Origin of the sequence: Stenotrophomonas sp. HITSZ_GD, from assembly GCF_029543105.1 — a bacterium.
In the GTDB taxonomy this organism is placed as follows: domain Bacteria; phylum Pseudomonadota; class Gammaproteobacteria; order Xanthomonadales; family Xanthomonadaceae; genus Stenotrophomonas_A.
In genome coordinates this window covers 1-13,059 of record NZ_JARQXB010000006.1, presented here as the reverse complement: position 1 = coordinate 13,059, position 13,059 = coordinate 1, and the positions used below count along the sequence as shown (strand labels likewise).

Sequence of the window (13,059 nt, the reverse complement as noted above, 5' to 3'; positions counted from 1 at the left end):
CGGAGCGCCCGCCGAGGTGGACTCAGACCCAGCCGCGCGCAGCGAAGGACACCGGCGCCCCGTCGCCAATCACGAGATGGTCCAGCAGGCGAATATCCACCAGGCCCAGGGCCTGGTGCAGACGCTGGGTAAGGCTGCGGTCCGCGGCGGAGGGCTCCGGGTCCCCCGACGGGTGGTTGTGCCCCACGATCACCGCCGCCGCGTTGTGGGCCAGCGCACGCCGCAGCACCTCGCGGGGGTGCACCTGCGCCTGGTTGATCGTGCCGCTGAACAACTCCTCGAAGGCCAGGGCCCGGTGGCGCGTATCCAGGAACAGCGCCGCGAAGATCTCCTGCTTGCGCGGGCGCAGGCGCGCGGTGAAATAGCGGCTGGCCGTCTCGGCGTTGTCGAGCTTGGCGCCGCGCTCCAGCTCGGCCTTCATGTGGCGGCGGCTCAGTTCCAGCGCCGCTGACAGCTTGCAGGCATTCGCGGGCCCCAGGCCGGTCAGCCTGACCAGGTCGCCGGGTTCGCGGTCCAGCAGGCCGCGCAGCTCCCCGGCCTCGGCCAGGAGCTCGCGCGAGGTTCTGACGGCGTCCTGACCGCGCACGCCCGACCCGATGAAAATGGCGAGCAGTTCGGCGTTGGAGAGCTGCCCCGGGCCCTGGCTCAGGAGCTTCTCGCGCGGACGTTCGGTGACGGGCCAATCCTTTATGTGCATATGGCTAGGATGCATGGCGGCGGAAAGGCCCGATGTCGGAGCCGTAACGACCTTCGGTTAATCTAATTCTCCTTGTATGTGTAGGAATTCCCTTACGTGACTGCGAAATCCGAGCCCGGCCCGCTGCGGGGGCAACGTGTGCTGCTGTGCGTGGGTGGCGGCATCGCTGCCTACAAATCGCTGGAGCTGGTCCGGCGGCTGCGCGACGCGGGTGCGGACGTGCAGGTCGCGATGACGTCCGGGGCCCAGCAGTTCGTGACCCCGCTCAGCTTCCAGGCCCTGTCCGGCCACCCGACCCGCACCACGCTGTGGGACAGCGCCGCCGAACAGGCCATGGGCCATATCGAGCTCGCCCGCTGGGCCGACCGCGTCGTCGTGGCGCCCGCCACGGCCGACCTCATCGCGCACCTGGCGCATGGCCTGGCCGATGATCTGGTCACCACGTTGTGCCTGGCCACCACCGCGCCGGTCACCGTCGCGCCCGCCATGAACCACCGCATGTGGCTGCACCCGGCCACGCAGGCCAACGTCGCCACGCTGCTCGAGCGGGGCGTGCGCGTGGTGGGCCCGGCCGACGGCCCGCTGGCCGAAGGGGAGTCCGGGCCGGGCCGGTTGGTGGAACCGCACGAACTGGTCGCCGCGCTGGCCTCGGGCATCGCGCCGCCGCCGGCTGCCGCCGCCGAGGCCCGCCTGCGCGGGCTGCGCCTGGTCATCAGTGCCGGCCCGACCTACGAAGACCTCGACCCCGTCCGCTACGTGGGCAACCGCAGCAGCGGCAAGATGGGCTTCGCGTTGGCCGCCGCGGCCGCCCGGCAAGGGGCCGACGTCACCCTGGTGGCCGGCCCGGTGCAGCTGCCCACGCCGGCCGGCGTGCAGCGCGTGGACGTGCGCTCGGCCGCGCAGATGCGCGATGCCGTGCTGGCCGCGTTCCCCGCCGACATCTACATCGGCGCGGCGGCGGTGTCCGACTACACCCCGCGCCGCGTGGTGCCGCAGAAGATCAAGAAGACCGGCGAGACGTTGACCCTGGAGCTGGTGCGCACGCCGGACATCCTCGCCGAGGTCGCCGCGCAGACCGGCGCGCTGAAACTGGTGGTCGGCTTCGCCGCCGAAACCCACGACGTGGAGAAATACGCACGCGGCAAGCTGACCTCCAAGCGCCTGGACCTCATCATCGCCAACCAGGTCGGCGTCAGCGGCGGCGGCTTCGAGAGCGACGACAATGCCGCCACGGCCTACTGGCAGGGCGGGGAGCGCGTATTTCCCAGCAGCAGCAAGGCCGAGCTGGCCGAGCGGCTGCTCGAACTGGTTTCGGAGAGACTGAACGCATGAGCGTGAGCGACCACACCCTGCAGCTGAAGCTGCTCGACCCGCGGTTCGGCGACGAATGGCCGCTGCCGGCCTATGCCACCGCCTCCAGCGCCGGCATGGACCTGCGCGCGGCCATCGAGGCCCCGATGACCCTGGAGCCGGGCGATGCGGTGCTGGTGCCCAGCGGCATCGCGATCCACATCGAGGACCCGGGCCTGTGCGCGGTGGTCCTGCCGCGCTCGGGCCTGGGCCACCGCCACGGCATCGTGCTCGGCAACGGGACCGGGCTGATCGACGCCGACTACCAGGGGCCGCTGCTGATCAGCGTGTGGAACCGGGGCCGGGAGCCCTTCACGATCGCCCCGGGGGACCGCATCGCGCAGCTGGTGCTGCTGCCGATCGTGCGCGCGACGTTGCAGGTGGTGGATACTTTCGTGGACAGTGCACGGGGTACGGGTGGATTCGGCCACACCGGCGTGCGCTGACAGGGGGCTGTCGAGATGAGCGGGACGAACGAAGGCGGGCAGATCGTGTCCAGCCTGCGCAGGAGCGCGCCGTTGCTGGCATTGCTGGCGCTGCTGCTGGCGGCATGGTTCGGGTGGAACGGCTACGCGCAATGGCGGCATGACGCCAGTGTCGCGGCGGTAGAGCGCGCCCGCGACCAGGCGCAGGGCGAGGTGGCCCGCGCGCTGGCCGCGCAGGGCACGCAGTACGACAAGCTGCTGCAGGACCCGCAAGTCCTGGCCGCGCTGGCCGGCGGCGACGCTACCGCCGCGGCTACCGTGATCCGCGAACGCTTCAAGGGCGCCGAGGACGTGCAGGTCTGGCCGGCCGGCCTGACCGACGCCTACGCCGACAGCGCCAAGTTCGGCTATTCCCGCCTGGCGCTGCTCGAGGCGGCGCTACAGAACGAGAAGGCCCAGGTGCGCATCGTGCGCGACGGGGGCCAGCCGCGGCTGGGCGTGGCCGCGCGGGTGCAACTCGGCGACGCGCCGGCGGTGACCCTGGTGCGCCTGCCGCTGCTGCGCCTGACCGGCGCCTTCGACGCGCTGGACGTGCCGGCCGATGGCTACCTGGCGCTGCGCCAGGGCGTGTTCAACGTGGTGCAGAAGGGCGACACGAGACTGGCCGGCTCCGCCGAGGCGATGTCGCGCCCGGTCGGCAAGGACGGCATGCGCCTGTCCGCCGCGGTGGAGGAAGTGGACGCCGGGCCGCTGGGCCTGGGCGCCATTCCGTGCATCGTCGCCGCCGTGCTGCTGTTGGCGCTGGCGGTGCTGGTGCTGCTGGCCGCGCGCGGCCGCGTGCGCCTGCCCACGCGCCGCCCGGCGGTGGAAGAGACCGGCGACGCGCCGACCCTGGGCGAAAGCCTCCGGCGCGATGCCGAGGCGGCCGCGCTGGCCGCCGCCGCCGCGCCGCTGGACGAGGAAGGCGCGGCCCTCGCGCGCCGGCCGGCGGGAGCGGTCGTGGTGCCGGAGATCTTCCGGGCCTACGACATCCGCGGCGTGGTCGGCAAGGAACTGAATCCGGGCGTGGCCGAGCTGATCGGCCAGGCCATCGGCAGCGTGATGCAGGCGCAGGGCCTGCGCGATGTCGTGGTGGGGCGCGACGGCCGGCTGTCCGGTCCGGAGCTGTCGGCCGGCTTGATCGAAGGCCTGCGCCGCGCCGGCTGCCAGGTTACCGATATCGGCCTGGCACCGACGCCGGTGGTCTACTTCGCCGCCTATCACCTGCGTGCCGGCAGCTGCGTGGCCGTGACCGGCAGCCACAACCCCCCGGACTACAACGGGTTCAAGATCGTCATCGGCGGCGAGACGCTGGCCGGCGATGCGATCACCGACCTGTACCGCCGCATCAGCGAAGGGCGCCTGCACACCGCCGCCGAGCCTGGCGCGCTCAGCCAGCAGGATGTCAGCGAGGACTACATCCAGCGCATCGCCGACGACGTGCAGCTGGACCGCCCGCTGAAGGTGGTGGCCGACGCCGGCAACGGCGTGGCCGGCGATATCGCCCCGCGCCTGCTGGAGGCGATCGGCGCGGAAGTCATCCCGTTGTACTGCGACGTGGATGGCACGTTCCCCAACCACCACCCCGACCCGAGCGAGCCGCACAACCTCGATGACCTGGTGCAGATGGTCCAGCGCTTCGACGCGGACATCGGCCTGGCTTTCGACGGCGACGCCGACCGGCTGGGCGTGGTCACCCGCGAAGGCAAGATGGTCTTCCCGGACCGCCTGCTGATGTTGTTCGCCGCCGACGTGCTGCAGCGCAATCCGGGCGCGCTGATCATCTACGACGTGAAGTGCACCGGGAAGCTGCAGGATTTCGTCCTGCGCCATGGCGGCAGCCCGATGATGTGGAAGACCGGGCACTCGCTGATCAAGTCCAAGATGCGCGAGACCGATGCCGAGCTGGCTGGCGAGATGAGTGGCCACTTCTTCTTCAAGGAGCGGTGGTACGGCTTCGACGATGGCCTCTACGCGGCCGCGCGCCTGCTGGAAGTGCTGGCGCAGCGCGAGGAGACGCCTTCGGAAGTGCTCGCCGAGCTGCCCGACAGCGTGTCCACGCCGGAGATCAAGCTGCCCGTGGACGGCTCGCCGCACGAGCTGGTGGCGCGTTTCGTGGCCGCCGTGCAGGCGCAGGGCGAGGGCTCTGCGTTCGAAGGCGCGCGCATCGCCACCATCGACGGGCTGCGCGCGGACTTCAACGACGGCTGGGGCCTGCTGCGCGCCTCCAACACCACGCCGGTGCTGGTACTGCGCTTCGAGGCCGAGAACGAAGCGGCGCTGGCGCGCATCCGCGCGCTGTTCAAGGCGCAGCTGGCCGAGCTGTTGCCAGGCAAGGAGATCGCGCTGTAGCGGCGCGATCTGCAACGCAAAGCAAAAGGGCGGCCGCTGGCCGCCCTTTTCGTTCGTGCGCCGCGGCCACTCAGGTGCCGGAAGGCGCGCGCATGGCCCGGTAGCGTTGCAGGATCTGCTCGATCTCCCCATCCAGCTCGACGCGCTGGCGCTCGAAGCTGGCTTGCAGGCGCTGCTGCCAGATCAGTTCGTTGTGGCGCTTCTGGATGTCGCCGGCCAGCTTGTCCGGCACCTTCTGCCCGGCCAGCTCGCGGTTGCCGGCGTCGCGCAGCAGGGTGATCAGGCCCTCGCGCAGGCTGGCGACGTTGTAGCGCGCGGTCTGCACGTTGTTGTCGATCAGCGCGGTGCGCTCGGCGAACACGCGGCGCAGGTCGTCCTCGCTCTGGAAGGTGGTCAGCAGCGCCTGGTCGGTGCGCTTGCGGGTCTGCTCGGCCGCCAGGTCGGCTTGCTGCTGGGCGGCGGCCGCGGCAGCCACGGCGCGCTCGTCCGCGTTCAGGGCGCGGTCGATCTCCGCACTGCGCATGCCGTTGCTGGCATTGATCTCGTCGCGTGCCTGGTTCACCGCCTCGGACGGCAGGGTGTCGCTACAGGTCCGCTGGCCGTTCTGGTCCCAGCAGTACAGCTTCTTCGGCGTGGCCGGCGTGTTGGCCTTCTTCTTCGCCGGCTGCGCGGCTTGCGCGTGCCAGGACAGCACGGCGAGCACGGCGATGCCCAGCATCGCGTTTCTGGTGTTCGGCATCATGGCAGCCCCCTGACTGTCCTCAGCCCGATATGTCGGTACCGTAGCGGGCCCGGTAGGCCAGCAGCGGTGCGCGGAAGTCCACAAGTTCCGGCTTTCCTTGCGCAAATGCAAGCAGGTCGCCCAGGTTGGCGACGGCCACCACGGGGATGCCCGCCTCGGCCGCCACCGCCTGCGCGGCCGAGCGGCGATCCTGCTCGGAGGCGATCTCCTGGCGGTCCAGCGCCACCACGATCGCCGACGGCGTGCCGCCGGCCTGGCGAATGATGTCCAGCGCCTCGCGGATGGCCGTGCCGGCGGTGATCACGTCGTCCACGATCAACACCTTGCGGCCGGCCAGCGGCGCGCCGATCAGCGTGCCGCCCTCGCCGTGGTCCTTGGCCTCCTTGCGGTTGAAGGCCAGCGGCAGGTCGCGGCCGCGGCGCGCGAACTCGCACGCCAGCGCGGTCGCCAGCGGGATGCCCTTGTAGGCCGGGCCGAACACCAGGTCGAAATCCAGGCCGGCATCCTCGATCGCGTCGGCGTAGCACGCGGCCAGGGCGGCGGTGCGCACGCCGGAATCGAAGCGGCCGGCATTGAAGAAGTACGGGCTCAGGCGGCCGGACTTGAGGGTGAACTCGCCAAAGCGCAGGGCGTCGGCGCCCAGGGCCAGGTCGAGGAAGCGTTGCCGGTGGTCTGTCATGGCGCTCGGAACGGGTTTGCGGGGACGCAGAGGATAGCGGCTCCGGCGCCGGCTCGGGGTCGTGGGTGGGTTGGGTTACGCTTTAGTGGTTTTCCCGTACCCGGCACCCCATGCGCATCATCAGCTTCAACGCCAACGGCCTGCGATCGGCCGCCTCCAAGGGCTTCTTCGAGTGGTTCTCCGCGCAGGAGGCCGATGTCCTGTGCGTGCAGGAAACCAAGGCCCAGGAACACCAGCTCGCCGGCCCGGCGTTCCTGCCCGCCGGGTATCGGGCCTGGTTCCGGGACGCCACCACCAAGAAGGGCTACAGCGGCGTGGCGATCTACAGCCGCCGCGAGCCGGACGAAATCCGCACCGCGCTGGGCTGGAGCGAATTCGACGAGGAAGGCCGCTACATCGAGGCGCGCTACGGCAACTTGAGCGTGGTGTCGTTCTACATCCCCTCCGGCTCTTCGGGCGAACAGCGCCAGGACTTCAAGTTCAAGGTGATGGCATGGCTGCGCCCGATCCTGGCGCAATGGCTAGCCAGCGACCGCGAGTACGTGTTGTGCGGTGACTGGAACATCGTGCGCTCGGCCCTGGACATCAAGAACTGGAAGTCCAACCAGAAGAACTCCGGCTGCCTGCCGCCCGAACGCGACTGGCTCAACGGGCTGTGCGCCGACCGCGAGGACGAGGCCGAACGCGGCCAGGGCCGCGGCTGGGTCGATGCTTACCGCGTGCTGCATCCGCAGGGCGAGGACTACACCTGGTGGAGCAACCGCGGCGCGGCGCGCGCCAACAACGTGGGGTGGCGCATCGACTACCAGTTCGCGACCCCCGGGCTGCGGCCGCGCCTGCGTGGCTGCTCGATCTACCGCGAGCAGCGCTTTTCCGACCACGCACCGTTCACCGTGGACTACGACCTGTGAGCGAAGCGACCGCCGGCGCCCCGGTGTCCTACAAGGGCTGGGCCGGGATCCGCCGCGCCTTCGCCACGCCTTCGGCGGGCACGCTGGCCTTGCTGGGCTTCGGCAGCGGCCTGCCGTTCCTGCTGATTGCTTCCCAAACCCTGTCCACGCGCCTGCGCGACGTGGGCATGGACCTGCACAGCATCGGCCTGATCAGCCTGGCGAGCTTCTTCTACTTGCTGAAGTTCCTGTGGGCGCCGCTGCTGGACCGCCACGCCTTCCCGCTGCTGGGCTTCCTCGGCCGGCGCCGTTCGTGGCTGCTGCTGTCGCAGGTGGGCGTCACCGTGGCGCTGTTCGCGCTGGCGTTCTCGCGGCCGGAGCTGGGCGTGGCCGGGCTGGTGGGTTGGGTGCTGTTCGCCTCTTTCATGGGCGCCACCCAGGATTCGGTGGTGGACGCCTATCGCATCGAGATTGCCGCCGAAAGCGCGCAGGCCGCGCTGGCCGCCACCTACATTCTGGGCTATCGCATCGGGTTGATCGTAGGGGGCGCCGGTGCGCTGTACCTGGCGCAGTTCAGCGACTGGCGCTGGGCCTACATGGCGATGTCCGCGCTGATGCTGCTGCCGATCATCGCCACCCTGGTATGCCGGGAACCGGCCATCCCGGAGGCCACGATCGAGCGCCGGATCGACTTCCTCGGCGCGTTCTGGCAGCCGATCAGCAGTTTCTTCAGCCACAACGGGCCGGCGGTGGCGCTGGCGCTGTTGCTGTTCGTCGGCTTTTTCAAGTTTCCCGACCAGGTGATCGGCGTCATGGCCGGTCCGTTCTACCTCGATTCGGGCTTCACCAAAGCCGATATCGCCACCGTCTCCAAGCTGTTCGGCGTGTGGATGGGCGTGGTGGGCGCGTTCGCCGGCGGTGCGGCGGTGGCGGCGTTCGGCTTCCGGCGCATGCTGCTGGTCGCCGCGCTCGGCGTGGCGCTGTCCAACCTGGCCTTCCTGCTGATGGCGCAGCACCCGGGCCAGCTGTGGGCGTTCTATGCCGCGCTCTCGGCCGACAACCTGTTCCAGGGATTCGCCGGCGTGGTGCTGGTGGCCTTCATGTCCTCGCTGACCGACCGCAACTTCACCGCCACCCAGTACGGCCTGCTCGTGTCGCTGGCCAACCTGCCGGGCAAGTTCGTCGGCGGGGTGTCGGGGTACATCGTCGAGGCGAGCTCGTACTCGGCGTTCTTCATCCTCAGCGCCCTGACCGTCATCCCCACCCTGCTGCTGCTGGCCTGGCTGTGGCGGCGGATCGTGGACCCGGCCGGGGCGCCCGCCGCGCGCCCGGCGGATTGAAAGCCGGGGCCGACTTGCCGATGATTCGCCCCGGGGGATCCTCGAGCACGCGTGTTGGGGAGTGAGATGACCGATCTGGTTCTGCGCGACATCGATCCGATGCTGGTCGACCGTATCCGCCGCATCTCGGTGGCGCGCGGCTGGACGCAGCACCAGACCGTGATCAATCTCATCGAGCAGGGCCTGTTCGCCTGCGAGCACGAGGTCAACGGCGGTTTCGCGCACCCGGAAGTGGACGCCCTGGCCGATGCCATCGCCGCGCTGAAGCTGCTGCCCAGCGGCGGCAGCTTCTAGGCGTTTCAGGCGGGGTGGATGGCGCCCAGGATGCGCGGCCCACGCGCGCCGCTGACCGAGGGCAGGTTGCCGGGCCGCGAGGCCAGTGTCTGCGCCGCGAGCCAGGCAAAACCCATCGCTTCCATGTAATCCGGGTCCAGGCCGTGCGCTTGGCTGGATTCGACGCCAATGCCGGGCAGGCGCTGGGCCAGCGCCGCCATCAGCACCGGGTTGCGCACGCCGCCGCCGCAGACCAGCACCCGCGCGGTCGCGGGTTGGTGCGCCCGCAGGGCGTCGGCGATGGTCTCCACGGTCAAGGCCAGCAAGGTCGCCTGCACGTCCGCCGGCGAGGCGCCCGCGGCGCCCGGCGCGGACAACGCCCAATCCAGATGGAATTGCTCGCGGCCCGTGCTCTTGGGCGGCGGCAGGGCGAACCAGGGCTCCTGTAGCCATTGCGCCAGCAGGCCCGGCAAGACCTGGCCGGAGGCGGCGAACGCGCCGCCGGCATCGAACGGCTGCCCGGTATGGCGCTGGCACCAGCTGTCCATCAGCGCATTGGCCGGCCCGGTGTCGAACCCGCGCACCTCTCCGGCTTGGGGAATCAACGTCAGGTTGCCGATGCCGCCGAGGTTGAGCACGGCACGGTCTTCCGCGCCGCTGCCCAACATGGCTACATGGAACGCCGGCATCAGCGGCGCGCCCTGGCCGCCGGCGGCGATATCACGGCGCCGGAAATCGGCTACGGTGGTAATGCCGGTGGCTTCGGCGACGCGATGCGCATCGCCCATCTGCCAGGTGAAGGCGGGCGTGGCCAGCGGACGATGGCGCACGGTCTGGCCGTGCGAGCCGATCGCGCGGACCTGGGCGGCGTCGACCCCGTGCCGGGCCAGCAGCGTGTGGGCCGCCTCGGCGAAAGCGATCCCGACGCGGGCGTCCAGGTCCCCCAGGACATCCAGCGAGCCCGCCTCGCCGCCTTCGCCCAGCGCCACCAGCTCGGCACGCAGCGCGGGCTCCCACGGGTGCGTGTGGCCCGCCAGCAGGTGGCAGCGCGGGCCATCGGCCGGGTCGTCGAGGAAAGCCACCAGCGCCGCATCGATGCCATCGGCGCTGGTGCCGGACATCAGGCCGATATAGAGGGGAGTGCCGTCAGGAAGCGCCGCCATGCGGATCTCGGGTTCGGGAAGCCCATAAAGATACGGCGCCCGGGAAGGGCGCCGTCAAACAATTCGGTCAGGAGGGTGGGGGCGATCAGCCCTTGCTCTTGCCTTTGGCCTGCGCCGGCTTGGGGTCGGCATCGGCGTAGATCAGCTTCTCCATGCCCTGGATGCGGGCCATGGCCGGCGCGGTCTGCGCGCGGAACGCCACCAGCTCGGCGCCCCCCAGGGGCGTCGGCGGCGGCATGGTCACCGAGGCCGGGTTGCGCTGCTCGCCGTTGACGCGGAATTCGTAGTGCAGGTGCGGGCCCGTCGCCAGGCCGGTCATGCCGACGTAGCCGATCACCGTGCCCTGGCTGATGCGCTGCCCGGCGCGGACCTTGCCGAAGCGCGACATGTGGCCGTACAGCGTCGAATAGCCCTTGCCGTGGTCGAGGATGATCACGTTGCCGTAGCCGCGCTGGGTGCCCACGAACTTCACCTGCGCATCGCCGGCGGCCATGATCGGCGTGCCGGTGGGCGCGGCGTAGTCGATGCCCTTGTGGCCGCGGATCGTGCCCAGGACCGGGTGGCGACGCATGCCGTAGGTGGAGCTGATGCGGGTATAGGTCACCGGCATGCGGATGAAGCTCTTCTTCAGTGGACGGCCGGTGATATCGAAATACTCGGCCGGCTTGCCGCCACGTTCGAAGCGGAAACCGGTGTAGGTCTTGCCGCCGGTGGTGAAGGTGGCCGCCAGGATCTTGCTGGTGTCGATGCGCTCGCCTTCGCGCCAGGTCTCGTCCATGACCACGCTGAAGCGGTCGCCCGGCTGCAGGTCTTTGTCGAAGTCGATGTCGTACTTGAAGATGTCGTCGGTCATCGTCGCCACCGCGGACGGCGGCAGGCCGGCCTTGCGCGCGGCGGCGTACAGCGAACTGGTGATCTCGCCGCTGGTCACGACGGTGCGCACGGTGGTGGCGCGTTCGGTGACCTTCTCGCGCACCGTTTCGCCGCTAAGCAGCAACTCGACGCGGTGGCTGGCATCACGATCGAAACGCAGGGCACGCAGCTCGCCCGGCTGGCCGATATCGAAGGCCAGTTCGGCGCCTGGGCGCAGCCGGGTCAGCGCCTCGCGGGCGCCCGGATGGCCCAGCACGCGCGAGAGCGTGGCGGTGGGGATGCCCATGTCACCGAACACGCCGCTCAGGGTCTGGCCCGGCTTGATCCGCAGCAGCTCCCAGTTGCTGCCCGGCACGGCCTGCGGGCTGCCCGCAGGCAGGGGCGGCAGCGGGAGGGCGAGCGTGGAATGGGTGACCAGGGGCGCGTCGATGGCGTTGGAGAAGCCCGGCACGATGGTCGCGAGCAGCGCGCCGATCGTGGTGAACAGCGAGGCGTGCAGCCAGTGCCGGCGCGTCCAGCGCTGGTTGAAGGCAGCGGGAAGATGCTGCTTGAGCCTTTGATGCAAGGCCGAGTCGTGTTGGACGTGAAGTCGTTCCTGGAAGCGCTGACGGCGCGCACGGCCCTGCTCGGAATGCTGCATCTATCGGTTCCTCGGTGGCTCAAAGCAAAGAGCGCAAACGCCGGTACCATAGACACCCCTCAAAGCCGCGTCAAACCATTGAGCCTGTTCATGTTTTCGCTTGGCGCGGCATTAACTCGCGTTTAACATCGTTCACGTTCTTGACGGTCGCCCAACCCCGCTGGAGTCCCTAGCTTTGTCCTCGATTGCTGAATCGCTCGCCCTGATCGGCCGTGGTGCCGACGAGATCCTCAAGCCCGACGAGCTGGAGGCCCGCCTGAAGGCCGGGCGCCCGCTGCGGATCAAGGCGGGCTTCGACCCCACGGCGCCGGACCTGCACCTGGGTCACACCGTGTTGTTGAACAAGATGCGGCAGTTCCAGGATCTGGGACACCAGGTGATCTTCCTGATCGGCGATTTCACCGGGATGATCGGCGACCCGACCGGAAAGAACGTCACCCGCAAGCCGCTCACCCGCGAGGATGTGCTGGCCAATGCGCGCACATACGAGGAGCAGGTCTTCAAGGTGCTCGACCGCGAGCGGACCGAGGTGCGTTTCAATTCCGAGTGGTTCGGGCAGATGGGCGCGGCCGACATGATCCGCCTGGCCGGCCAGCACACCGTGGCGCGCATGCTGGAGCGTGACGACTTCGCCAAGCGGTACGCGGCGCAGCAGTCCATCGCCATCCATGAGTTCCTCTACCCGCTGGTGCAGGGTTACGACTCCGTCGCGTTGAAGTGCGATGTCGAACTCGGCGGCACCGACCAGAAGTTCAACCTGTTGATGGGTCGTGGCCTGCAGGAGCACTACGGCCAGGCGCCGCAGATCGTGCTGACCATGCCGCTGCTGGAGGGCCTGGACGGTGTCAACAAGATGTCCAAGTCGCTGGGCAACTACATCGGCATCAGCGAGCCAGCCATCGACATCGTCACCAAGACCATGAAGGTGGGCGACGAATTGATGTGGCGCTGGATCGAACTGCTGTCTTTCGACATCGGCGTGGATGAAGCGGTGTCGCTGCGCAAGCAGGTGGAAGGCGGCGAATTGAACCCGCGCGAGGTGAAGCTGCGCCTTGCGCGCGAGTTGGCCACACGCTTCCATGGCGCGGCGGCGGCCCAGCAGGCGATCGCGGGTTGGCACGCGGTGGTGACCGGCCAGGGCGACACCCGTCTGCTGCCGCTACAGGAAGTGAGCGTGCCCCCGGAGGGTCTTCGCATCGCTGCACTGCTGACCGCCGCCGGGCTGACGCCCAGTAATTCGGAGGCCATGCGCAAGCTCAAGGAGCGTGCCGTGCGGGTGAGCGGCGAAGTGGTGGAGGATCCGCAGCTGCAGTTGGCGCCGGGCTTCGAAGGGGTCATCCAGATCGGCAAGCGGAACTTCGCGCGCGTGTTGCTAGTGGCGGGCTGAGCTACGTAAAAATTTTTTCACAAACCCCTTCCCAAACTGTCGGGGAAGGGCCATACTTTCTCTCCCCCGTCACGAGGGCCAGCCGAAAGGCAAGGCGATCAGACGGCGGATCAGCCTCCAGCTTCACACGGGGTTGACGAAACAAAAAAGTCCGCTATGATGGCGGGCTCGCTTCAGGGAAAGCCTTCGGGTGCTGAAGCGGTCAACGG

General features: G+C 69.4%; 13 protein-coding genes. 8 read left to right on the top strand and 5 right to left on the bottom strand.

Translation table 11 applies throughout. The annotated features are described in order from the left end of the window. Positions 1-22: 22 nt before the first annotated feature. On the bottom strand, positions 23-697 hold the full coding sequence (radC, locus tag P6166_RS07840) for a DNA repair protein RadC (RefSeq protein ID WP_277763917.1): 675 nt from the start codon (positions 695-697) through the stop codon (positions 23-25). 96 nt (positions 698-793) lie between these two features. Between radC and coaBC the strand changes: the two genes are divergently transcribed. From coaBC to P6166_RS07825, 3 genes are read left to right on the top strand one after another with little or no spacing between them, the layout of a single operon-like run. Beyond that, on the top strand, positions 794-2,029 hold the full coding sequence (coaBC, locus tag P6166_RS07835; protein WP_277763916.1) for a bifunctional phosphopantothenoylcysteine decarboxylase/phosphopantothenate--cysteine ligase CoaBC: 1,236 nt from the start codon (positions 794-796) through the stop codon (positions 2,027-2,029). After that, positions 2,026-2,493: a dUTP diphosphatase gene (gene dut / locus P6166_RS07830; protein ID WP_277763915.1), complete on the top strand. Its 468-nt coding sequence runs from the start codon at positions 2,026-2,028 to the stop codon at positions 2,491-2,493. The genes coaBC and dut overlap by 4 nt, the downstream gene beginning before the upstream one ends. A 15-nt stretch (positions 2,494-2,508) precedes the next feature. Then, positions 2,509-4,863 (top strand): phosphomannomutase/phosphoglucomutase, encoded by a 2,355-nt coding sequence (locus tag P6166_RS07825; RefSeq protein WP_277763914.1) that lies wholly within the window; start codon positions 2,509-2,511, stop codon positions 4,861-4,863. 70 nt (positions 4,864-4,933) lie between these two features. Here the strand turns inward: P6166_RS07825 and P6166_RS07820 are convergent, their stop codons facing one another. Together P6166_RS07820 and pyrE are read right to left on the bottom strand one after the other, a co-directional pair. Next, a complete protein-coding gene (locus tag P6166_RS07820) occupies positions 4,934-5,581 on the bottom strand; it encodes a hypothetical protein (RefSeq protein WP_277764064.1) in 648 nt (215 codons plus the stop codon). 43 nt (positions 5,582-5,624) lie between these two features. Further along, positions 5,625-6,284: an orotate phosphoribosyltransferase gene (gene pyrE / locus P6166_RS07815; RefSeq protein WP_277763913.1), complete on the bottom strand. Its 660-nt coding sequence runs from the start codon at positions 6,282-6,284 to the stop codon at positions 5,625-5,627. Between the two features lie 110 nt (positions 6,285-6,394). Here pyrE and P6166_RS07810 point away from each other — a divergent pair, with 110 nt between their 5' ends. The 3 genes from P6166_RS07810 (at position 6,395) to P6166_RS07800 (ending at position 8,808) form a co-directional block, all read left to right on the top strand. Then, a complete protein-coding gene (locus P6166_RS07810) occupies positions 6,395-7,195 on the top strand; it encodes an exodeoxyribonuclease III (protein ID WP_277763912.1) in 801 nt (266 codons plus the stop codon). Further along, the gene (locus P6166_RS07805) at positions 7,192-8,514 is read left to right on the top strand and encodes an MFS transporter (protein ID WP_277763911.1); all 1,323 of its coding nucleotides are present in this window, start codon (positions 7,192-7,194) and stop codon (positions 8,512-8,514) included. The genes P6166_RS07810 and P6166_RS07805 overlap by 4 nt, the downstream gene beginning before the upstream one ends. A gap of 66 nt (positions 8,515-8,580) precedes the next feature. Continuing rightward, complete coding sequence (locus P6166_RS07800; RefSeq protein ID WP_130319704.1) at positions 8,581-8,808, top strand: hypothetical protein; 228 nt, start codon at positions 8,581-8,583, stop codon at positions 8,806-8,808. Positions 8,809-8,813: 5 nt separating this feature from the next. Here P6166_RS07800 and P6166_RS07795 read toward each other — a convergent pair whose 3' ends face one another. After that, positions 8,814-9,950 carry an anhydro-N-acetylmuramic acid kinase gene (locus P6166_RS07795; RefSeq protein ID WP_277763910.1) on the bottom strand — a complete coding sequence of 379 codons (1,137 nt, stop codon included), beginning with the start codon at positions 9,948-9,950 and terminating at the stop codon, positions 8,814-8,816. A gap of 85 nt (positions 9,951-10,035) precedes the next feature. Next, positions 10,036-11,463, bottom strand: coding sequence for a M23 family metallopeptidase (locus P6166_RS07790; protein ID WP_277763909.1), 1,428 nt, complete (start codon positions 11,461-11,463; stop codon positions 10,036-10,038). Between P6166_RS07790 and P6166_RS07785 the strand changes: the two genes are divergently transcribed. After that, positions 11,407-11,589 carry a hypothetical protein gene (locus P6166_RS07785; RefSeq protein WP_277764071.1) on the top strand — a complete coding sequence of 61 codons (183 nt, stop codon included), beginning with the start codon at positions 11,407-11,409 and terminating at the stop codon, positions 11,587-11,589. The genes P6166_RS07790 and P6166_RS07785 overlap by 57 nt on opposite strands. Positions 11,590-11,638: 49 nt before the next feature. Beyond that, positions 11,639-12,850 (top strand): tyrosine--tRNA ligase, encoded by a 1,212-nt coding sequence (gene tyrS / locus P6166_RS07780; RefSeq protein ID WP_277763908.1) that lies wholly within the window; start codon positions 11,639-11,641, stop codon positions 12,848-12,850. The last annotated feature ends 209 nt before the right edge of the window (positions 12,851-13,059 follow it).

Excerpts from the sequence above, each read along its gene's own strand:
- radC (WP_277763917.1), bottom strand. The coding sequence starts at position 697 with ATGCACATAAAGGATTGGCCCGTCACCGAACGTCCGCGCGAGAAGCTC.
- dut (WP_277763915.1), top strand. The coding sequence starts at position 2,026 with ATGAGCGTGAGCGACCACACCCTGCAGCTGAAGCTGCTCGACCCGCGG.
- P6166_RS07825 (WP_277763914.1), top strand. The coding sequence starts at position 2,509 with ATGAGCGGGACGAACGAAGGCGGGCAGATCGTGTCCAGCCTGCGCAGG.
- P6166_RS07820 (WP_277764064.1), bottom strand. The coding sequence starts at position 5,581 with ATGCTGGGCATCGCCGTGCTCGCCGTGCTGTCCTGGCACGCGCAAGCC.
- pyrE (WP_277763913.1), bottom strand. The coding sequence starts at position 6,284 with ATGACAGACCACCGGCAACGCTTCCTCGACCTGGCCCTGGGCGCCGAC.
- P6166_RS07810 (WP_277763912.1), top strand. The coding sequence starts at position 6,395 with ATGCGCATCATCAGCTTCAACGCCAACGGCCTGCGATCGGCCGCCTCC.
- P6166_RS07800 (WP_130319704.1), top strand. The coding sequence starts at position 8,581 with ATGACCGATCTGGTTCTGCGCGACATCGATCCGATGCTGGTCGACCGT.
- P6166_RS07795 (WP_277763910.1), bottom strand. The coding sequence starts at position 9,950 with ATGGCGGCGCTTCCTGACGGCACTCCCCTCTATATCGGCCTGATGTCC.
- P6166_RS07790 (WP_277763909.1), bottom strand. The coding sequence starts at position 11,463 with ATGCAGCATTCCGAGCAGGGCCGTGCGCGCCGTCAGCGCTTCCAGGAA.